The sequence below is a fragment of the Iodobacter ciconiae genome (assembly GCF_003952345.1).
Lineage (GTDB): Bacteria > Pseudomonadota > Gammaproteobacteria > Burkholderiales > Chitinibacteraceae > Iodobacter > Iodobacter ciconiae.
Genome location: NZ_CP034433.1, coordinates 272,464 through 292,068 on the forward strand (window position 1 = coordinate 272,464; position 19,605 = coordinate 292,068).

Here is a 19,605-nt window from a genome sequence, read left to right on the forward strand (position 1 = left end):
CGATGATTAATTGGCTCTCTCCCGGGTGCGGCTTGCTGGTTTTATGTCGCTTTATTTAGTTTTTTTATCAGCCACTGCGCAAAATCATCCACAAAGGTAAATACGACTGGCACCACGAGAAGGCTGAGCAGGGTAGAGGTGATCAGCCCGCCAATGACGGCAATGGCCATTGGGGATCTGAAACTTGGGTCGATGCCGATACCCAGAGCAATTGGCAACATGCCCGCTCCCATAGCGATAGTGGTCATCACGATGGGGCGGGCGCGTTTCAGGCCGGCGTCCATCAGTGCGTCAAAGCGGCTCATGCCGATCCTGCGGGCCACGATGGCGTATTCCACCAGTAAGATGGAATTCTTGGTGGCAATGCCCATCAGCATAATCAGGCCAATCAGCGTGGGCATGGAAAACGAGCTTTGTGCAATCAGCAGCGCCAAAAATGCGCCGCCAATAGATAAAGGCAAGGCTGCCAGAATGGTGACGGGCTGCATAAAATCCTTAAATAGCAGCACCAGCACCATATAAATGCACAGCACGCCGGTGAGCATGGCAATACCGAAACTGGCAAAGAGTTTTTTCATTTCTTCTGCATCACCAAATTCGGCACGCTCTACGCCCTTGGGGAGTTGCAGCAGGCTGGGCAGCTGATCGACTTCGGCACTGACATCTCCTAGCGGGCGCCCGTTAAGCTCGATATCAAAAATCACATCCCTTGCTCTGTCATAGCGATCGATCTGGCTGGGGCCGGAGGACAGCTCGACGCTGGCTACTTCGCCCAGCATGACATCGCCGTTTTTACCCGGTACCTTGAGCTGCCTGATTTGCTCCAAATCTTTACGTGTGCTATCAGGCAGCCGCACCACGATGGGGATTTGTCGCTCGGGCAGATTGAGTTTAGCCACCTGGGTATCAAAATCACCGACGGTAGAGATGCGAATGGTGTCGGATATACTGGTCATGCTGACGCCCAAATCTGCCGCACGGGCCAGATCCGGGCGGATGGTGACTTCGGGGCGCACCAGACTGGCGCTTGATGTAACTGCTCCTACGCCTTGCAGGGTGCGCAGATCGCGTTCTATATTTTGGGCGGTGGCCACCAGGGCTGCAGGGTCATCACCCAGTAAGATGAGCTGGAATTTCTCCCCGGAGCCACCCAGCCCTACGCTCAGGCGCACGCCGGGAATATCTTTAAGCAAATTACGTAAACGGGATTCGATGATGGTTTTTTTGTCCCGTGTTGTGCGTTTGCTTAAAGTGAGGGTGAGGGTGGCTTTGTTCACTTCAGTGATGCCACCTGCCGCCATGGGATCTGCTCCAGCTCCACCGCTGCCAATGGCGGTATAGATACGGGTAATGGATTTTTCACTGTTAAGTAAAACGCGGGCACGTTCGGCAACACGGCTGGTTTCTTCAAGTGTAGTGCCGGGAGGTAATTCAATTTTGACTAGCGTTTGCGAGCGATCATCGGGCGGAATAAAGCCGGTGGGCAGCAGCGGCACCAGCATCAGTGAGCCGATAAAAAACAGCAGTGAGAACAGCGCGGTGAGCTTGCGATGCTCCAGGCACCAGCGTGCCAGCTTTAAATAGGCCTGCATGATGCGGCCGTCTTTTTGTGTGTGAGTGATGGGCTTTAGAATATAGGCAGCCATCATGGGCGTGAGTAAGCGCGCCACAATTAGTGAGGCCATAACAGCCAGCGCGGCCGTCCAGCCAAATTGCTTAAAGAATTTTCCAGGAATGCCGGCCATAAAAGCAGTCGGTAAAAATACGGCTACCAGTGCAAACGTGGTAGCGATTACGGCCAGACCAATCTCATCAGCCGCTTCCATGGCAGCTTGGTATGGCGATTTACCCATGCGTAAATGGCGTACGATGTTTTCGATTTCGACAATCGCATCATCTACCAAAATCCCGACGACCAGCGCCAAAGACAGCAGCGTGACCGTGTTCAGGCTGAAGCCCAGATAAGCCATACCAATGAAGGCAGGTAAAATAGACAGAGGCAGGGCGGCGGCAGAAACCAGAGTGGCACGCCAGTCGCGTAAAAACCACCAGACCACCAATACAGCCAGCAATGCGCCTTCCCATAGCAGCTTCATTGACCCGTTAAAGGACTCTTGCACGGGCTCGGCCATATTGTAGGCTTCGGTAACGGAGAGCCCGGCATTGGTGGTCTTGATTTTTTCCAGTGCGTCACGAATACCTGCAGCGACTTCGAGCTCACTGGCTCCGCGTGAACGGCTGATTTCAAAGCCGACTACGGGCTTGCCATCTAGCAGGGCAATCGAGCGGCGTTCGGCGGTGGTATCTGTAATTGTGGCTATCTGGTTAAGGCGGATGCTGCGGCCATCGTTCAGTGGCAGTGTCATCTGTCCCAGCTCGCCCGCGCTTTGTACGGTAGACAAGGTGCGAATGGCTTGTTCGCTGCCGATTAAATCACTGCGCCCGCCCGAAGCATCGCGCTGGGTTTGTGCAAGGCTGCGCGAGACATCAGCAGCACTGACTCCCAGGGCTGCCAGCCGTACAGGGTCGATTTCTATCCGAATTTCTCTGTTAATTCCGCCTACACGAGCAAATTTACCCACACCGGAAACTGCACGGATTTCCTTACTGATTTTATGATCGACCAGCCAGGAAAGTGCTTCTTCTCCAAGGGTGCTGGATGCCACAGTAAAGACTAGAAATGGCACACCAGAGAACTCCACTTTACCAATAATCGGGTCTTTCAGATCGCTGGGCAGATCTCCGCGCACGCCGCTGATGGCGTTGCGTACGTCCTCTACTGCTTCGTTGACGGGTTTTTCCAGCACAAATTCAATTGTCAACATCACGCTGCCATCCTGAATCTGGCTATAAACGTGTTTTACGCCCTGTAGCGCAGAGACGGCATTTTCAAGCTTTCTGGATACTTCACTTTCCAGCTGGGCAGGGGCGGCTCCCGGTTGCATGGCCGTGACCGTGACCATGGGCAGCTCAATATCCGGGAAGTCCTGCACCTTCATACTTTGAAAAGACAGCAGACCGGCCAGAGATAATAAGACAAATAGCATAATGACCGGAATGGGGTTTCTGATCGACCAGGCAGAAAAATTCATTACTTATCCTTAAGGGCGTGGCTTAGGGGATTGCTATGTGTTTTTGTAGGGCGGGTGAAACCCGCGTATTTTTTGTATTGCCCGCGGCTTGCTTTCCGTACAGGCTAATCAAAGTCAAAAAGATCTTTTTAGTGCCTTCGGCACGTTGATTTATGCGGTATCCCTGCGGGGGAATCCCTTTCTTGAACGGCCAGGAAAGGAAGCAAAACCGCAACCTCAAAAGCACGAAGGCCCTTCACTGCGGATAATCGGCTCGGCGAAAAAGGCTGCTCGGGAGCAAGCCCGTTACCCCTTTTCCGAAACCACGAGCTGCTTATTCCTCGCTTCGGCGTGCTTCAGGGGGGATTTAAGCCCCGTGCTATGAGTTGCGATATAAATTTATTTTGTTGAGGTTGAAACGACTCAAAACCCAATAAATGGCTCAATTCAAAATGGTTTTCTCCGTGTTCTCTGTGGTCGCCGTGTTTCAAGGTTTGGGTTTTGTTATTTAGCTGCCACCACTTTCACCACATCACCATCGGCTAAAAATCCTGCGCCGCTGGCGATGATTTGGGCGTCTCTGGTGATGCCGTTGATGGCTACGCTTTGCTTATCCTGGCGGCCTAATGTGATGCGCTGCATTTTGACTTTGTTATTGGCTCCCAGTAAAAATACGTGGGCAAAGCCGTCACGCATCACGACGCTGCTGCCAGGCAGGGTCAGCACTTCGCCCTGGCCGGTTTGTAATGATCCTTTGGCAAACATGCCGGGTTTGGCTGTATCAAGAGAAGCATTTTGTATATCTACGTAAACCAGTAAATTGCGTGTGTGGGCATCAACGGTAGGGGCGGCTTTACGTACTTTGCCATTTACCTGCTGGCCATTAGGCAGGGTGATACTGACTTGCTGGCCGCTTTTGATGCGCGCGGCATCCATGGCGCTGATTTCGGCACGCCATTCCAGGCGGCTTTGCCGGATTAACTTAAATAACTCCTGCCCCGGCTGTACAACGGCTCCCACGGTGGCGCTGCGGGCAGAGATCACTCCGTCATCGGGGGCAGTAACCTGGCTTTGTTTGATGCGTAATTGCTGTGTGGCAAGGCGGGCTTTGGCGGCTTGCAGGCGTGCTGCTGCGGCTTGTTCTTGTAAAGCCGATTGCTTTATTTGCTGGCTGCTAAGTGCGCCGTTCCCATTTTCAATATCGCCGAGTTTACGGATGCGCCCGGCGTTATCCGAGGCTTCGCTCCAGGCTGCTTCTGCTTCTGCAAGGGCGGCTTGCTGCTGAGCCAGCTCTATCTTGAGCGTGTCACCGGCAAATTGTGCCAATATCTGGCCCCGTTTTACTTCATCACCGACTTGCGCTTGTACCTGGGTCAGTGCATAGCCGCCAATTTCTGCACCAATCAGGGATTCTTGCCACGCTTCAATATTGCCATTGGCTTCAATCACCACCGGCCATATTTGTTTGACAGGTGAAATCACTGTTACGGTCATTGCAGGACGAGGGGTTTCGGGGGATTTTGGTGCTTTGGCAATGCTTTTGGGTATGGCAATGAGTGCGATCGCACCGCATAGCACAAGGCAGGCGCAGATCGCAGCCTGCTTGGGGTGTTGCTTGAGGACACGCATAGGTACAGCTCCAGTTTACCGGGGGCATGGTGATGTATTCGTTGTCTTTTGTTTTGCATAAGCTATTTGCTGAACGATGCTTTGTATCGCACGCGGGGTCATAGAGGGCAAAACGGCTTACATACCCCATAAAAGTTGCTCTCTGGGTTTTCTCGGTGTGCTTTGTGTTCTTACCTGTTTTCTGTGTTTACAGATCATTTTGTTTTTCAATATTTGGCGCTTTTCCGCCTAGTGCTTTGTAAAGTGCAATCCAGTTGGCACTTTGTTCTCTTTGCAGGGTAAGCAGGCGGTTTTGGGCTGCGAGTTCGTAACGTTCTATTTCTGCTACTTGCAGCTGGCTGGCGCTGCCTGCTTTATAGAGTGCCTGGCTGGCTTTGAGCTGAACACGGGCAAGGTTGAGCTGGCGCTTCAGCACCTGGGTACGGCGCTGGCTGTCGTCCAGGCGCAGCATGTTTTCTTCGATTTCACGCACAGCCAGCCGAGCCTGCTGCTGATAGCTATGAATTGCTTGCTGATAGCGTGCTATAGCGGCGTCCTGCTTGGCGCTAAGCTCACCCGCATTAAACACGGGGATATTAAAATTGATGCCAAATGACCAATTGCGGCTACCCAGACTAAGGCCATCGCTAAGCTGGCAGCCCACACAAATCATGCCGAGTAAGGAGGCTGATGGATAACGGGCGACTTCTTTTACCGCCACTTCTGTTGCGGCTGTTTCCAGCAATAAGGCGGCATTTTTAATATCGGGGCGATCGGCGAGTACTTCGGCCGGAATGCTTTTGATTGATAGTGCAGGGCGGCTGGGCATCATGCCTGCCTCGGGGGCAAGCATGGTTTTAAGGGTATCCTCTTTCATGCCTGTCAAGGCCACGAGTGCTTTAAGAGTTACGCCACACTGGGTACTGATATCGCTGGCCTGAAAGCTGGCTTCGGCTTCTTCATGATCACTTTTGGCAGCATCCGTAACGCTGGCAAGGCCCACATCCAGCTTGCTGTGCATTAATCTGGCGCTGAGCATCTGAGATTGTAAAATACGCGTGGATATAGCCTCTTGCCCTTTGCAGGCCCGGTAAGCAGTTAAAGTATTTGCCACTTCTGCAGCAAGGCTGGCAGCAGCCAGCTCGTAGGCATTTTCATTACTGCTCAGGTTGGCATAGACCCCTTGCCGGGCTGCGGCAATACCGCCCCAGAGATCGAGTTCCCAGCGCGCATCAAGCCCTGCATTGGCTGAGTTTTTGGCCGATTCTTTTTGTGGTAGTGTGTTCATGCTGCGGCTATAGCCTGCAGTGGCGCTGATATTGGGCCAGAGATGTGCGCCGATGGCGGCGGCTTCCGCTCGTGCTTCGATAATTTTAGCTTTGGCCTGAGCCATATTAGGGTGACTGGAGAGCGTGTGATCAAGTAAAGTATTCAGGCTTGCATCTTGCCAGCTTGCCCAGTTATTTTGCACGGATAGCTGGCTTTGCCTGGGGGCATTCCATTCGCTTGCTGCCGGTGCCAATTCTTCGGAAGAAGGCTTGGGAATATTGACTGCGCAGCCAGCAAGCAGGCTAAGGCTGGCTATCCAGTGTAGTTGCCTGATTATTTGACGGGGCAATGCAGACAGCATACAAAACCTCAGGTAGCGGGTGGTTGGCGGGATCTATTTTTTGGTATGGTTTATGCGTGGCCGTATGCTAAAGGAGTCGCTTATGTCAGGCAACAACGGTTTGAATTTTGTTCTTGGTATTTTTATTCTTACTAACTAAGAAATATTATTACGTCCAATTTGAGCGCTTTATGTTCTAATTAACTGGCGAACGTCTCGTTTCGCCCCGGATGATGAATTTAATATGTGGCAAGCGCTCGCCTGATTTGGCGTCTAATGCTAATCTTCGTGTAGTTTTATTACAGGATTTGTTCGATGGCAAAAGGTAATCTTTTTGTGGTGACTGCGCCTTCGGGTGCCGGGAAAACCACACTGGTCGCAGCGCTTCTTGCCGCAGACCAAAATGTACAGCTTTCAGTATCGTTCACCACTCGCACAGCGCGCCCAGGCGAAGTAAACGGGAAGGATTATCATTTTGTAAGCCGTGAAGTCTTTGAGCAAATGATTCATAACGGTGATTTTCTGGAGCATGCCGAGGTGTATGGTAATTATTACGGCACTTCGCAAACATGGATTAATCAGGCTATTGATACTGGCAGCGATATTCTTTTAGAAATCGACTGGCAGGGTGCAGCGCAGGTTCGCCGTTTGTTTTCACAAGCTATTGGTTTGTTTATTTTACCACCTTCGGTAGAGATTTTAGAGCAGCGTTTAAAAAACCGTGGTAAAGACAGCGATGAAGTAATTGAGCGCCGGATGGCTGTTGCAAAAGAAGAAATCAGCCATGTTGAAGAATTTGATTATGTGATTGTGAACGAGCATATTGATGAAGCTGTGCGTGATATTGTAAGTATTGTAAGGTCTGAACGCCTTAAATTGCATTGCCAAAGTACGCGCCATCAAGTACTGATCAGTAGCTTAAAAGCTTCCTGAGTCATTGCCTGACGGCTTGTGCTTTCTTGGTCATATGCCTTATTTGATGGCTTGATGACTTATTTTTTGCAGCAGGCAGGCCAAGTTGCTGACCGATTGCATGGGTTTCTGATAGAATCAAGGGTTAGTCGCACGATTGTGCGCATCATCCATATTATTTCCAGGGACAACGCCATGGCTCGAGTTACCGTAGACGATTGCCTCAACCGCATCGAAAATCGTTTTGATTTGACTTTAGCAGCAGCTTATCGCGCTCGTCAGATTGCCAATGGTTCTACTCCACAGATTGAGCACAACGGCCGTGAAAAGCCGACTGTACTCGCACTGCGTGAAGTAGCTGCAGGTTTGGTTAGTCGCGACATTCTGATTAAGCGCTCTTAAGCTTTTTGCGGCCCGGCAGGTTTGCCGGGCCTGTTTTATTTTGGGCCCTGTTATGGAAATGTTGCTGGCGGATATTGATTTACCAGAATTGGCGAGTACCGCCCCGGATGTGTTCGCCGATGCTAATCGCTTTCTTTCCCTTAATGCCTCTTATTTAAAGCTGGAAGACCGGCAGTTTCTGGCTGCGGCTTTCTGCTTTGCTGATGCCTCGCACCGGGGCCAGGTCCGCCGCTCTGGCGAGCCTTATATTTCCCATCCTCTTGCCGTAGCCACTATTCTTACCCAGTGGAAGCTCGATGCTCAGGCGCTGGCTGGCGCTTTGCTGCACGATGTGATGGAAGACAGCGGTGTTACCAAACTTGAGTTAACTGAAAAGTTTGGTAAAACAGTTGCCGAGCTGGTCGATGGCATGAGCAAAATCGACAAGCTAGAGTTTCAAAGTAAGGAAGAAGCACAGGCCGAGAATTTTCGCAAAATGCTGTTGGCGATGGCGCGCGATTTACGCGTAATGCTGATTAAGCTCGCTGATCGTTTGCACAATATGCGCACCATGGATGCGATGCGGGCAGATAAGCAAAAGCGAATTGCCCGTGAAACGATGGAAATCTACGCGCCAATTGCCAATCGGATTGGCCTCAATAGTGCGTATCAGGAATTAGACGATCTGGCATTTAAATATCTGCACCCTAATCGCTATGGTGTTTTATCCAAGGCATTAAAAGCTGCCCGGGGTAATCGCCGCGAAGTGGTAGGTAAGATATTAGATTCGATTAAGGATAAACTGGCGGCGGCCAAAATTGAAGCCAGCGTAACGGGCCGCGAAAAAAACCTCTATAGCATTTATCGAAAAATGCAGGAAAAGCAGCTTAGTTTTTCTGAAGTGCTGGATATCTACGCATTTAGAGTGATTGTAAAAGATGTGCCCACCAGCTATCTCACATTGGGCGCATTGCACGCATTGTTTAAGCCGATTCCTGGTAAATTTAAAGACTATATTGCGATTCCAAAAGCGAATGGCTATCAGAGCTTGCATACCACGCTATTTGGCCCCTATGGCACGCCGATTGAGATCCAGATTCGCTCGGGCGATATGCACCGTATTGCCGATGCGGGTGTGGCCAGCCACTGGATGTATAAAAGCGGGGATGAAGGTTTTTCTGATGTACAGAAAAAAACTCATCAATGGCTGCAATCTTTATTGGAAATGCAAACCGAATCAGGTGATGCGGTTGAGTTTCTAGAGCATATTAAAGTCGATTTATTCCCCGATCAGGTATATGTCTTTACGCCTAAGGGCAAGATTTTTAATATGCCAGCAGGCTCCTGCTGCGTTGATTTTGCCTATGCCGTGCATTCGGATATTGGCGATAGTTGTATTGCTGCAAAAATTAATCATGAATTAGTGCCATTACGTACCCGCTTAAAAAACGGTGATCAGGTAGAAATCGTCTCTGCTGTGCATGCGCGTCCTAACCCATCGTGGCTAACGTTTGTAACTACGGGTAAGGCTCGCTCGCATATTCGTCATTTTCTTAAAAGCCTGCGCTTTGAAGAGTCCGTCTTACTGGGAGACCGCTTATTGGCTCAGGGCTTTGCCAGTTTAAATCAGCCTTTGCAGCTGGTGAGTGACGATGTATGGGAGCGTTATCTAAAAGAAAATGGCGAAAAATCCCGTGAAGTAGTGAAAGCCGAATTAGGCCTTGGTAAACGGCTGGCTATGGTTGTGGCCAAGCGCCTGTTGCAATTGGCAGGTAACTGGCAGGAAGAATTAGCAGGCGGGCGTAAAACTGCTGCTGTGGCTGTGCGTGGCAGTGAAGGCATGGCGATTCAATGCGCGCGATGCTGCAACCCGATTCCAGGGGACCCCATTTTGGGCTTTGTTAAAAAAGACCAGGGCTTGGTGATCCATACTCACGATTGCCCGCAAATTGCCCATGGCCGTATCGATAGCGAGAAGCTGATTGATGTGGAATGGGATGCCGATGTGAATCGCCTGTTTGATGTGCCTGTGCGCATTCTGGCGCAAAACGACAGAGGCACTCTGGCAGCAATTGCTATGGCGATTGCCGATGCCGATGCGAATATTACGGCGGTGGCGACTCAGGAGCCGGAGGGTTTCTCCGAGCGCTATATGCAGATTCAGTTTACGCTGCAGGTGAGTAATCGCACGCATCTGGCCAAGGTTATGAAAAACCTGCGTCAATTGCCATCAGCGTACCGTATTCAAAGAATGCGCACTTAGCCCTGTCTATTTTTAACTGCCGAATACAATATATGAATATTTCGATTAATGGTGAAGCACGCGAATTCGATGCACCACTCACTCTGCTTGATTTGATTAATTTGCTTGAGCTTAAAGGTAAACGCATTGCTATCGAGCAAAATGGTGAAATCGTTCCTAAAAGCCAGCATGGCACAACGTTTTTAAACGAAGGTGACGTTTTGGAAATGGTTGTGGCGGTGGGCGGAGGTTAATCAGGAATGAGGCGTCAGGGGCTGGCTGTTAGTTAAGATCTAAATCCTAACAAGAAGAGGCGTATATGTCGGATCAATTTCAAATTGCGGGCCAGGTTTATCAATCAAGATTGATTGTGGGTACTGGTAAATATAAAGATTTCCGAGAAACACGTGCAGCGGTAGATGCCTCTGGCGCTGAAATTATTACGGTTGCGATTCGCCGTGTGAATATTGGGCAGGATGCGAGCCAGCCATCTTTACTCGATTTTTTACCGCCGTCGCAATTTACCTATTTGCCAAATACAGCAGGCTGTTACAACGCCACCGATGCTGTGCGTACTTTGCGCTTGGCGCGTGAATTACTTGATGGACATAAGCTGGTTAAACTTGAAGTGCTGGGTGATGCTGATACGCTGTATCCCAACGTGCGCGAAACGCTGATTGCGGCGGAAACGCTGGTTAAAGAAGGCTTCGATGTGATGGTTTACACTTCGGATGATCCGATTGTAGCTAAAGAGTTAGAAGACATTGGCTGTTGTGCCATCATGCCTTTAGCATCTTTAATTGGCTCGGGCATGGGCATCTTAAACCCGTGGAATCTGCGCCTGATTATTGAATCGGCCAAAGTGCCGGTGCTGGTCGATGCTGGCGTAGGTACGGCGTCCGATGCGGCAATTGCCATGGAATTAGGTTGCGATGGCATTTTGATGAACACCGCGATTGCCGGGGCAAAAGATCCTGTACTGATGGCAAGGGCGATGAAGCTGGCAGTGATGGCTGGGCGAGATGCCTTTTTAGCAGGCCGTATCCCAAGAAAGCTTTATACCGCAGACCCAAGCTCACCGGTTTCTGGCTTGATTGCTGCGAAGTAAACAAATAAATAAACCCAAATCTTGAACCACGGAGTGAATGAGAACACGGAGTTTCACGGAGAAAAATAGTTTTGAATTGAGTTGTTGCTTTTGGAGTCTGGAGAGCATTGCCGTTGCTGTGGTTTTTGAGCTTCTTTGAAGTACTCAAGGGTAAGAAAGTGAATCAGGGTGTGCTGATGAGGTGTAGTCAGTTTTCTCTGTGTTCTCCGTGGTTAAAGATTTTGGTTTTATTAAAAAAATAGCTTTCATTAGAAAATACGCCGCACGATGCGGCGTTTTTGTTTGCAAGGAATTGAGAAATGGAAAACCCAAATTATATGCGCCGTATTCGTAGCTTTGTGCTGCGCCAAGGGCATTTATCCTCGGGCCAGGAGCGTGCAATCGCTGAATTTGGCGAGAAGTTTTGTATTGAATATCAGCCTGGGTTAATTGATCTGGATGCTGCATTTGGCCGCTCAGGCCCCAAAATTCTGGAAATTGGCTTTGGCATGGGCGGTCCAACGGCTGAAATTGCCACGCATAAGCCAGAAACGGATTATCTGGGGGTGGAAGTACATACGCCGGGTGTGGGGAGCTTGCTTAAACTATTGGGGGAGCAGGGCCTGCAAAATGTACGCATTGTGCAGCATGATGCAGTTGAAGTACTGGAGAAAATGCTGGGCGCTGATAGCCTGGATGGCGTGCATATTTTCTTCCCTGATCCCTGGCATAAAAAACGCCACAATAAGCGCCGCCTGATTCAGCCAGATTTAGTGAAGCTACTGTGCTCACGCATTAAAAGCGGTGGTTATGTGCATTTGGCGACTGATTGGGAAGATTACGCGATCCAGATGCTGGAAGTCTTATCCAATGAGCCTGGTTTAAAAAATACGGCAGACACCTACGCCGAGCGCCCGGATTATCGCCCGCTGACCAAGTTTGAAAACCGTGGTATCAAGCTTGGTCATGGTGTTTGGGATTTGGTGTTCCGTAAGATTTAAATTATTTTCTTAGCTGGTGAGATGATTCAGGCATTTGCAGGGTGGATGAAATCCACCTTGATCATTTCATATGCATAAGGTGGTTTTTACCCGGTTATATGATTAACGTTGATAAGGTAAAAGTGGCTCCCCAATATTCCCTCTTTTTCTACGCTTAATAGTTTATTTCGCAGAAAATAGCTTTATTTTTCCTGATTCTTGCCGATAACGCAGTGAAGGGCTTGGTCTTTAGTCAGATTATGAAGGCTGGCCGTTATGCTAAAGTAAATTCGGCTCTAAAAAGAAGGCGGTATAAAAATGCGGATCAAACGTACACTGGTGTTACTGGTCGCTTTACTGGCCTGTTCAGGGACATCATATGCAGAAGAAGGCCTGGTCTCTGTGGCGGGTTATGGAGCGCCGCCCCAAATTGAAGGTTTGTCTGGTGCCCAGCGCCGCCTGATGTCGATGCGTGCCTCAAAGCTGGATGCTTATCGTGCACTGGCAGAAATGGTGCAGGGCTTTAGATTGGCAGGCAACAGCACGGTAGCCGCTTTGGCGGTGCAAAATGATAGCTTTCGTATTTATGTCGATGCCTATCTGCGTGGCGCACGGGTTGTCTCGATGAATGCCCTGCCTGAGGGCGCTTATGAAACCGTATTAGAGCTGGATATGTCTAAGCTGGTAAGTGAGTCATCGAATCAGAATAATTTTGCGATGCGGGGCCGTTAATTGATTAAAGCCTGCGTGCTCTTGCTACTGGCCTTAAATACCTCTGCCGCAGAAATTGAAGGTTTATCTGCAATTGGTGTGGGAGGAATCCCCATGGCAAGGCAGGAGGCAATTCAGGACGCCCTGATGCAGGCCTCCTTATGGAGCGGGGCTAAGATTGAGGCGAGTAGCCACGTTGAAAATGGCCGGGTCAGCGAGTTGCAGCGTGTCTATCCGGTTCAAAGTCTGGACCGGTATCAATTATTACGGGAATGGCGTGAAGGTAGCTTTTACCATGTAATGATTGAGACAGACCCAAAACCAGTACCTGTTGCCGGGGACAAAATCGCAGCCTCTACTCCAGCTGCAGTGCTTGCAAGCACTGTTGCAACAGCTGCTGGGGCGCAAAGTGTGGGGGGGGGCAGGTCCGCATCGGCCCGTGAATGCCCGCAATCTGACTTTGCCTATCGTAAAAAACTGCTGCTTGCGCATTTCCAGCTGCAAAATCCTGTTGATGCCAATGATATTTCCCATTTTCAGGATGGCATGCAGCAAGAGCTCAGCCGCATGTTATCCGCATCAGATCGTTATCTGCCCCAGCGTACAGTAAATGAAGCCGCTTTTAATTTGCAGCCCGGCTTTTATGATCCGGTATTGCAACCGGAACGGGTCAGAGAACTGGCGCGTCGTTATGGCACTCAGTTTGTTGTGGGGGGGGTGGTTCGAGATCTGGCTGCTTACGGTGATCAGATAGGTCTGGCTTGGGGGGGAGACATTCGTACTGGTGAGCGTAAAATGGGGCCCAGTATTCCTATGCTCAGGTTTCATGGCTGGATGCCGGCAATGGCCGAGTTAAGCGTTAAAACCGGCCCTTCTTCACGCCGTTTTGAGGCCGATGTTTATGTATTTGACGGAGCCAGCGGGGCATTGTTAAAGCAGCAGCGCTTTGCCGATTCGGCCAGCGGAAATGTGATGCAAAGCAGGGATAGTGTTTTTGGTTCACGCCGGTTTTATGAAACCGATTTTGGCAAAATAGTTGAGCAGCAGCTTGGGCAGATTGTGGCGGGTGTTGATGATGTTTTAGCTTGTCAGGCCTTTGCTGCAAGGATCAGCCGGGTGGAAAAAGATCGGATTTATATTGATGCGGGCAGTACGGCAAGGCTTAGTAAAGGCGATAAGTTGCAGCTGTTCAAGGTCAGTGGTCCCCATCAATTGGTTGCGGCAGTGAATGGCGATAGCAGCATGTCACTGGGGACACCAGAGGCACTGCTAAGTGCAGTAACCATTACTCAAGTGCAGCCTTTGTTTGCTATTGCTATTTTAGAAAACGGCAGTATTCGTCCGGAAGTTGGCGATTACGTGCGTTTTAGTATGAAGGAATCACGATGAATCCTCTGCGTTTTACTATTGTGCTTGGTTTGTTACTGAGTATGAGCTGTGTTGAAGCATCTTCTTATAGCTCCAGCCGCTATGTGCGAAAACCCGGCCATTCGCGGGCAAAAGCAGCACATGCACCAGCTGCGGCTCATGGCGCTTTGGCAAAAAATGGCCCTGTGGTGATGGCAAGGCCAGAGCCTCATGTGCAAACTTTGCCTGCAACGATGCTACCTCGCTCTGTTTCTGCAATGCCTGCTGCACCTGCCGCAGAGTCGAAATTAACAAGCATCCAAGAAAACGAGCTGCGTTGGCGCTTATACAGTTATCCATAATCGATCGCCAGAGCGTTTTATTTATCTGGAATTAAGAGCATTTACTTTGCTGTAGCTGTGCGCCTTTCAACTGCTTGGTCATTTTTTCCAGCTTTTGCTGCTGATCTGCAGAAACTTTACGTAAAGCAAAGGTGACATGGGAGGGGCTATCATCGCGTTCCCTGACTACCGCTGATTTTACACCCTGGTTTCTAAGCTCATTCAGGCGGCGATCAGCTCCTTCGCGGCCACTAAATACCCCAAGCGAGATTGAGTTTTGCCAGCGCCCCCCATTATTGATCACATAATAGTCACGCACGCCCTGATCGCTAAGCTGCTGTGCTTTTTTCTTGGCAAGTTCAATGTCGGTTTGAGGTGGAATATAAACCCACACTTTGCCGCTGACGCTGGTTTCCGTACTGCTTATTCCCCATGATTTTAAGCGGGCCCGCATGGTGCTTGTTTGTTCCTGCCCAATGCCACTCCATTGCATGCATGCCGTGGCGACTTCCGCTTTCAATACCGGCGTTGGTGCCGGGGTGGGTTTGGGAGTGGGCTTAATGACTGTGGCGCTGGCTGTTTCGGCTTCCTGTGCTTGAACGGGCGAGGCTGGCCGCAGTGCTATCTGTACAGGCAGGCTGGCAATGAGTTTAACTTTATCGGCATTGATTTCGGCATTTACGCGCGGGATGGCGACAGGCCGTGACGGATAGGCCCAAAGGACTAAATTGGCGACAAGTAGCAGAGCACAAAACCATTTCATGAAGCATTATTCCGGGCAAGGGCTGCAAGGCCGTGCAGCACCAGCTGTTCGGCAATGATGGGTTGGTAGGCGCTTAGAAGCGGGGCAACAGTGGCGGCATCTCCGCCCGATAATATACAGAGTGGGGTGTCTCCCCGTAAAGACAAGCGGGCATGCATTGTTATAATACTGCCTGCCAGAGCGCTTAGACAGCCGGTGTGAATGGCATCAGTGGTGCAGCGCGGAAAATCATGAAAAGCACCATCGCTTACGGTTAAACGCTCAGTTTGTTGGGCTAGGGCTGATTTCATCAGACGCAATCCAGGTAAAATCATGCCGCCTAAAAATTCATTGTCCTCAGTGAGTGCATCCACTGTAAGCGCTGTACCGGCGCTTGCAATCAGCAAGGCTTTCTCAGGAAACAAGCTGCGTGCACCCAGCACAGCGGCCCAGCGATCAGGCCCCTGCTGTTCTAAATGCCGATAGCTATTATGGATGCCCAGTGCTTGCCGACTGACTTGCAGCCATTCAATAGAGCGCTGCCATTGAGTCTGGCAAAAAGCATCCAGTCCGTCAGCAAGCTGAGGGGCTCCCACTGTGCAGCCATAAATGAGCTGTGGCCGGGGCAGGAGGCTTAATTTCTGAAGCAGCTGTTCAAAATCGGTATTAAGAATAAAGCCCTCTGCCTTACGGAGATCTCCTTCACAATGGGCCCATTTAATACGTGTATTACCCAGATCAATTAAAAGTGTATTCATTCTGCATTTACCCTGCGTAAACTCACGTCGCCCGCATAGGCTGTTTTCAATCCATCTTCCCCCGCCATTCTTAATGCACCATCTTCTGCCACACCAATGATGCGGCCACGATTTTCTTTGCCATCAGGGGAAATTAATCTGGCCTGCATACCCTGCCACAGGTGCCGCGCTTCCCATTCGGCCCGAAGCGGTGCAAAGCCCTCATGATCAAAACGGGGCAAAATATCGGCCAGCTCATTCAAAATGGCTGCAAGTAATGCGTTGCGAGCTGGCGCGGGGCCTGAACAATCACTCAGGTCTGCCGCATTATCGGCATGAATACGCTCGTCACTGGACAGGCACAGATTTAAGCCTATCCCGATTACTGCATCTGCAGGCCCTAGGGCGTCCCCTGATAGCTCAATTAATATCCCTGCCAGTTTGCCCGTGCTGCACAGTACATCGTTAGGCCATTTTAGTCCTATACCCTGATAGCCTTGTTTTTCGAGTGCCCTTGTCAGAGCAATACCCACGGCAAGGCTTAAGCCTGCCAGCCTGCTTATTCCGCCACTAAAGCGCCAGACGACAGAAAATAGCAGGCTGCCTCCTAAGCTGCCAACCCATTGACGGCCTAAACGGCCTCGTCCGGCGTTTTGCCACTCTGCCGCGAGCATGGTACCGGGGGTTGCATTTTCTTGTCTTAGGGTACGGTTAGTTGAATCGATTTCATCAATCAGTTGTAGAGAAAACGGACTGTGGGGGCGGAGCCGCTGGCAGATTTGATTGTGATCCAGCCATTCAATAGCCCGGGTCAGTTTATAGCCCACGCCATGGCGGCGTTCCAGCTTGATTCCATATTCGCTGCTGCGAGCCAGCGCACCGGAAACGGCAGATCTTGAAATGCCCAGCCCTTTGGCAATGGTTTCGCCAGAGGTAAATTCATTGGCATTTAGCTGACGAAGAAGTGTAAGTGTATGCAACATGGCGACATTCTAGCGACAAGCAGGGATAAGCTCCACCTGCATGGCTGTATATGGCCTAAAGGATACCTAAATAGTTAAAAAAACCACTCCAGAGCATATTAGAAATGAATAAAAAGAGCAGATCAGGGTTGGTGATCGCGCAGAATTTTTTCGAGCAGCCCCCGGACAACCGATGGCTCGAAAGGCTTATCGCAGATACCGGATACACCTGCCTGAATTACACCCGCAAGGCGGCCACCGTCGCTTTCAGATGAAACCATTAATATAGGGATATTGCCTTGCCAGCTATTTTGACGCACGAATTCAATAAGCTCTTTACCATCCATTTCCGGCATATTGTAATCGGTGATTAGTAAATCAAATACGGACTCTTCCAGCATCTGTACGCCTTCGTGCCCATTACTGGCTTCTTTGATATTACGTACCCCCAGGTTTTCCAGTACTTTGCGCATGTAATTGCGTGCTGCTTTTGAATCATCAACAAGTAAAACTCTGAGCATATCTAAATCCAGATCGTCCTGATCCAGCGTTAAATCTTCAGAGAGGTAATCGAGGGAAACACAGAGGGCATGGTCAAGGTTTTCAGAAGTAAATGGTTTGGGAATAATAGCGCACGCACCAAGCTGGCGAAGTGGCTCCAGTACCTTGGGCTGGGTTTCGCTGGAAATCAGTACGAAAGCAATATCCTGGGTGTCCGGGTTATTGCGCAGCTGGGTGAGTAAATCAATGCCTGTCATATCTTTCAGATACATGGCGCTGAGAACTAAATTGGGGCTGTTATCTGTTTTAAGTGAGCTTAGCGCTTGTGAGCCCAGCTCAAAAGAAAGGACATCGCTAATTCCGAGTAATTTAAGTTTGGAGGTAATCAGTTTATTTTGTGCAGAAGAGGGCTCCAGCAAAATAACCCGTAATTCGCCAATTGAAAAGTGTTTGGTCATGATTTGATCATCCCGAATTTACTTTTCTTTATAGCTGGCTATGGTGATTTTGTTAGATAAAAGAAGCAGTTATACGTGATTTTAAAATATTTATAGAGACCAAATAAATAGAGCTTCATTATCAGCCCACATCATGATTGATGTGGGCTGTGTATCGGGATGACTTACATTGTTTCAATTGTATGATTTTGATTGGTATAGATACAAATATCGCCAGCGATTTCCAGTGCTTTTTTAACAACTATTTCAGGCGCTAAATCGGTGTTTTCCAGCAGGGCGCGGGCAGCAGATTGTGCAAATGCGCCGCCAGAGCCAATTGCTGCAATACCGTGTTCCGGCTCCAGTACATCACCATTACCGGTAATGATCAGTGTGGCTGTTTTGTCGGCGACGATCAGCATGGCTTCCAGACGGCGCAGCATGCGATCGGTGCGCCAGTCTTTGGCAAGCTCTACGGCGGCACGGGTCAGATGGCCCTGGTGTTTTTCCAGCTTGGTTTCAAAGCGCTCAAACAGGGTAAAAGCGTCAGCGGTACCACCGGCAAAGCCAACAATCACTTTATCGTTATACAGCTTACGCACTTTACGTGCGGTGCCCTTGATGACTACATTTCCCAGCGTAACCTGTCCGTCACCACCCACTGCTACTAAATCACCCCGCCGAACCGAGACAATTGTTGTGCCATCAAATTGTTCCATTTAATCTTTCCAAAATAGTCGTATAAGCCTGATGTGGCGGCTGGGTAGGGAAATTACAAGTCTAAGCTAAGGACAGCACGGCCAGCTCGGTTATTCCCATAATACGAAACAGGGCCAAGATCAGGGCATTGACATTACAAAAGGTAATTTGCTGAGGATTTTCCATGCACAGGCCAAGCAATTGCCCCGCAGAATCAAAATCAAGACGATGCACTGCATGAAAATCGAGTACCGGAAAATTATGCAGGCTCACAAAATCACGAATAATTGCCAATTGCTCCGGCTTGGTATGGAGTAAGTCGCCTTGAATGAACAGGCGATCGGAGGCTGAAGCGGATAAATTAACGTTTGCAAGCGGGGGAAGGTCGGGCAATGAATCGATAGGAATCCAGGAAGGCGGAGAAACTTCAAAAGTAATTGCATAATCAATAGCCAGATTTTCAAACTCATTTTGCAGGCCCTGAATTTGTTGCAATTCAATAAGAAGCAGCCATAAAGGCGCTTCCGCAGGAATCGCCCTGCCTGTTTTAATGCGTTTACGCAGTAGTGATTCTATTTCTGCTCGACCCAATAATTGCAGCCTAATCTTATTTTTGGCACAACGCTGCCACAGAGCCAGTAATTCAGCTGCGGCAATAGTGTCAATCTGGGTAACCCGGGCTAAATCTATACGTAAATGATGGTGATTTTTGCATGCAGCTTCAAATGATGCGATTTCCTGGTCAATCTGATGGCCATTTAATACTGCAGAAAATAGATAGTAATTAGATTGCTCGCTGTTTTTTTGCTCGCTTACTTCGCGCCATGCAGGTGGTGTTTTTTCAAACTCCAGGACAAATTGTAAGGCGATTTCATCAAATAGAAATTTATCATTATGCTGTTGCAATAATTCAAATAGCATTAACCATGTTTCAGTTTGGCGCAGTCCGCTTATTTTTCTTATTTCAGTTTGTAATAATTGTAAGGCTAAGTCACTTTGCCCGCTGCTGTGCAGCATGGCAGCTTCTTCCTGAATGGGTGTGAGCTGAGATTTATTATCAACTACTTCAATGCTTAGCTGTGTAAGGCTTAAGTCCGGTTCTGCAGCTGGTGTATTTGTACTTCCATTGCCTTTCATAGCAGGTAAATGGGCAGGTACATCAGGGGTAAATTTCTTACGGATAAATGAAAAAGCCACTTTTGATAATCCAGTATAAATGGGTGTGTTGCCAGTTTAAT

18 protein-coding genes are annotated in these 19,605 nt (G+C 49.5%); 9 read left to right on the top strand and 9 right to left on the bottom strand.

The annotated features are described in order from the left end of the window. Positions 1-41: 41 nt before the first annotated feature. The 3 genes from EJO50_RS01155 to EJO50_RS01165 form a co-directional block, all read right to left on the bottom strand. Positions 42-3,092, bottom strand: a complete 3,051-nt coding sequence (locus tag EJO50_RS01155; protein ID WP_125971188.1) for an efflux RND transporter permease subunit — start codon at positions 3,090-3,092, stop codon at positions 42-44. Positions 3,093-3,575: 483 nt separating this feature from the next. Then, positions 3,576-4,700 carry an efflux RND transporter periplasmic adaptor subunit gene (locus EJO50_RS01160; protein ID WP_125971189.1) on the bottom strand — a complete coding sequence of 375 codons (1,125 nt, stop codon included), beginning with the start codon at positions 4,698-4,700 and terminating at the stop codon, positions 3,576-3,578. Positions 4,701-4,887: 187 nt separating this feature from the next. Further along, positions 4,888-6,297 carry an efflux transporter outer membrane subunit gene (locus EJO50_RS01165; RefSeq protein ID WP_164521395.1) on the bottom strand — a complete coding sequence of 470 codons (1,410 nt, stop codon included), beginning with the start codon at positions 6,295-6,297 and terminating at the stop codon, positions 4,888-4,890. A 306-nt stretch (positions 6,298-6,603) separates the two neighbouring features. Between EJO50_RS01165 and gmk the strand changes: the two genes are divergently transcribed. The 9 genes from gmk to EJO50_RS01210 all read left to right on the top strand — a co-directional run bounded on the left by gmk (position 6,604) and on the right by EJO50_RS01210 (position 14,310). Beyond that, positions 6,604-7,221 (top strand): guanylate kinase, encoded by a 618-nt coding sequence (gmk, locus tag EJO50_RS01170; RefSeq protein ID WP_125971191.1) that lies wholly within the window; start codon positions 6,604-6,606, stop codon positions 7,219-7,221. A 174-nt stretch (positions 7,222-7,395) separates the two neighbouring features. Further along, positions 7,396-7,602: a DNA-directed RNA polymerase subunit omega gene (gene rpoZ / locus EJO50_RS01175; protein WP_046351075.1), complete on the top strand. Its 207-nt coding sequence runs from the start codon at positions 7,396-7,398 to the stop codon at positions 7,600-7,602. Between the two features lie 52 nt (positions 7,603-7,654). After that, entirely contained in the window at positions 7,655-9,844 is a 2,190-nt protein-coding gene (locus tag EJO50_RS01180) for a RelA/SpoT family protein (RefSeq protein ID WP_125971192.1), read from the top strand. A gap of 32 nt (positions 9,845-9,876) precedes the next feature. Next, positions 9,877-10,077 carry a sulfur carrier protein ThiS gene (gene thiS / locus EJO50_RS01185; RefSeq protein ID WP_125971193.1) on the top strand — a complete coding sequence of 67 codons (201 nt, stop codon included), beginning with the start codon at positions 9,877-9,879 and terminating at the stop codon, positions 10,075-10,077. Between the two features lie 65 nt (positions 10,078-10,142). Next, positions 10,143-10,931, top strand: a complete 789-nt coding sequence (locus EJO50_RS01190; RefSeq protein WP_125971194.1) for a thiazole synthase — start codon at positions 10,143-10,145, stop codon at positions 10,929-10,931. 299 nt (positions 10,932-11,230) lie between these two features. Further along, positions 11,231-11,911 (top strand): tRNA (guanosine(46)-N7)-methyltransferase TrmB, encoded by a 681-nt coding sequence (gene trmB, locus EJO50_RS01195; RefSeq protein WP_125971195.1) that lies wholly within the window; start codon positions 11,231-11,233, stop codon positions 11,909-11,911. Between the two features lie 297 nt (positions 11,912-12,208). Next, positions 12,209-12,622 carry an LPP20 family lipoprotein gene (locus tag EJO50_RS01200; RefSeq protein ID WP_125971196.1) on the top strand — a complete coding sequence of 138 codons (414 nt, stop codon included), beginning with the start codon at positions 12,209-12,211 and terminating at the stop codon, positions 12,620-12,622. Then, a complete protein-coding gene (locus EJO50_RS01205) occupies positions 12,623-13,990 on the top strand; it encodes a flagellar assembly protein T N-terminal domain-containing protein (protein WP_125971197.1) in 1,368 nt (455 codons plus the stop codon). It begins immediately after the preceding gene. Continuing rightward, entirely contained in the window at positions 13,987-14,310 is a 324-nt protein-coding gene (locus tag EJO50_RS01210; RefSeq protein WP_125971198.1) for a hypothetical protein, read from the top strand. The genes EJO50_RS01205 and EJO50_RS01210 overlap by 4 nt, the downstream gene beginning before the upstream one ends. A 31-nt stretch (positions 14,311-14,341) precedes the next feature. On the opposite strand, the gene EJO50_RS01215 is transcribed toward EJO50_RS01210, so the two are convergent. The 6 genes from EJO50_RS01215 to EJO50_RS01240 form a co-directional block, all read right to left on the bottom strand. After that, positions 14,342-15,052: an SPOR domain-containing protein gene (locus tag EJO50_RS01215; RefSeq protein ID WP_125971199.1), complete on the bottom strand. Its 711-nt coding sequence runs from the start codon at positions 15,050-15,052 to the stop codon at positions 14,342-14,344. Then, positions 15,049-15,789, bottom strand: coding sequence for a type III pantothenate kinase (locus tag EJO50_RS01220; RefSeq protein WP_125971200.1), 741 nt, complete (start codon positions 15,787-15,789; stop codon positions 15,049-15,051). Before EJO50_RS01220 ends, EJO50_RS01215 begins: the two co-directional genes overlap by 4 nt. Beyond that, positions 15,786-16,751, bottom strand: a complete 966-nt coding sequence (locus EJO50_RS01225) for a biotin--[acetyl-CoA-carboxylase] ligase (RefSeq protein ID WP_125971201.1) — start codon at positions 16,749-16,751, stop codon at positions 15,786-15,788. The genes EJO50_RS01220 and EJO50_RS01225 overlap by 4 nt, the downstream gene beginning before the upstream one ends. 122 nt (positions 16,752-16,873) lie before the next feature. Then, positions 16,874-17,689: a response regulator gene (locus EJO50_RS01230; RefSeq protein ID WP_125971202.1), complete on the bottom strand. Its 816-nt coding sequence runs from the start codon at positions 17,687-17,689 to the stop codon at positions 16,874-16,876. Between the two features lie 164 nt (positions 17,690-17,853). After that, positions 17,854-18,387, bottom strand: coding sequence for an ATP-dependent protease subunit HslV (gene hslV / locus EJO50_RS01235; protein ID WP_125971203.1), 534 nt, complete (start codon positions 18,385-18,387; stop codon positions 17,854-17,856). A gap of 61 nt (positions 18,388-18,448) precedes the next feature. Next, a complete protein-coding gene (locus EJO50_RS01240) occupies positions 18,449-19,564 on the bottom strand; it encodes an STAS domain-containing protein (protein ID WP_125971204.1) in 1,116 nt (371 codons plus the stop codon). Positions 19,565-19,605: the final 41 nt, after the last annotated feature.

What these genes read in the sequence shown, in the direction of transcription:
- EJO50_RS01155 (WP_125971188.1), bottom strand. Translation starts at nt 3,092, where the DNA reads ATGAATTTTTCTGCCTGGTCGATCAGAAACCCCATTCCGGTCATTATG.
- EJO50_RS01160 (WP_125971189.1), bottom strand. Translation starts at nt 4,700, where the DNA reads ATGCGTGTCCTCAAGCAACACCCCAAGCAGGCTGCGATCTGCGCCTGC.
- gmk (WP_125971191.1), top strand. Translation starts at nt 6,604, where the DNA reads ATGGCAAAAGGTAATCTTTTTGTGGTGACTGCGCCTTCGGGTGCCGGG.
- rpoZ (WP_046351075.1), top strand. Translation starts at nt 7,396, where the DNA reads ATGGCTCGAGTTACCGTAGACGATTGCCTCAACCGCATCGAAAATCGT.
- EJO50_RS01180 (WP_125971192.1), top strand. Translation starts at nt 7,655, where the DNA reads ATGGAAATGTTGCTGGCGGATATTGATTTACCAGAATTGGCGAGTACC.
- thiS (WP_125971193.1), top strand. Translation starts at nt 9,877, where the DNA reads ATGAATATTTCGATTAATGGTGAAGCACGCGAATTCGATGCACCACTC.
- EJO50_RS01190 (WP_125971194.1), top strand. Translation starts at nt 10,143, where the DNA reads ATGTCGGATCAATTTCAAATTGCGGGCCAGGTTTATCAATCAAGATTG.
- trmB (WP_125971195.1), top strand. Translation starts at nt 11,231, where the DNA reads ATGGAAAACCCAAATTATATGCGCCGTATTCGTAGCTTTGTGCTGCGC.
- EJO50_RS01200 (WP_125971196.1), top strand. Translation starts at nt 12,209, where the DNA reads ATGCGGATCAAACGTACACTGGTGTTACTGGTCGCTTTACTGGCCTGT.
- EJO50_RS01210 (WP_125971198.1), top strand. Translation starts at nt 13,987, where the DNA reads ATGAATCCTCTGCGTTTTACTATTGTGCTTGGTTTGTTACTGAGTATG.
- EJO50_RS01215 (WP_125971199.1), bottom strand. Translation starts at nt 15,052, where the DNA reads ATGAAATGGTTTTGTGCTCTGCTACTTGTCGCCAATTTAGTCCTTTGG.
- EJO50_RS01220 (WP_125971200.1), bottom strand. Translation starts at nt 15,789, where the DNA reads ATGAATACACTTTTAATTGATCTGGGTAATACACGTATTAAATGGGCC.
- EJO50_RS01225 (WP_125971201.1), bottom strand. Translation starts at nt 16,751, where the DNA reads ATGTTGCATACACTTACACTTCTTCGTCAGCTAAATGCCAATGAATTT.
- EJO50_RS01230 (WP_125971202.1), bottom strand. Translation starts at nt 17,689, where the DNA reads ATGACCAAACACTTTTCAATTGGCGAATTACGGGTTATTTTGCTGGAG.
- hslV (WP_125971203.1), bottom strand. Translation starts at nt 18,387, where the DNA reads ATGGAACAATTTGATGGCACAACAATTGTCTCGGTTCGGCGGGGTGAT.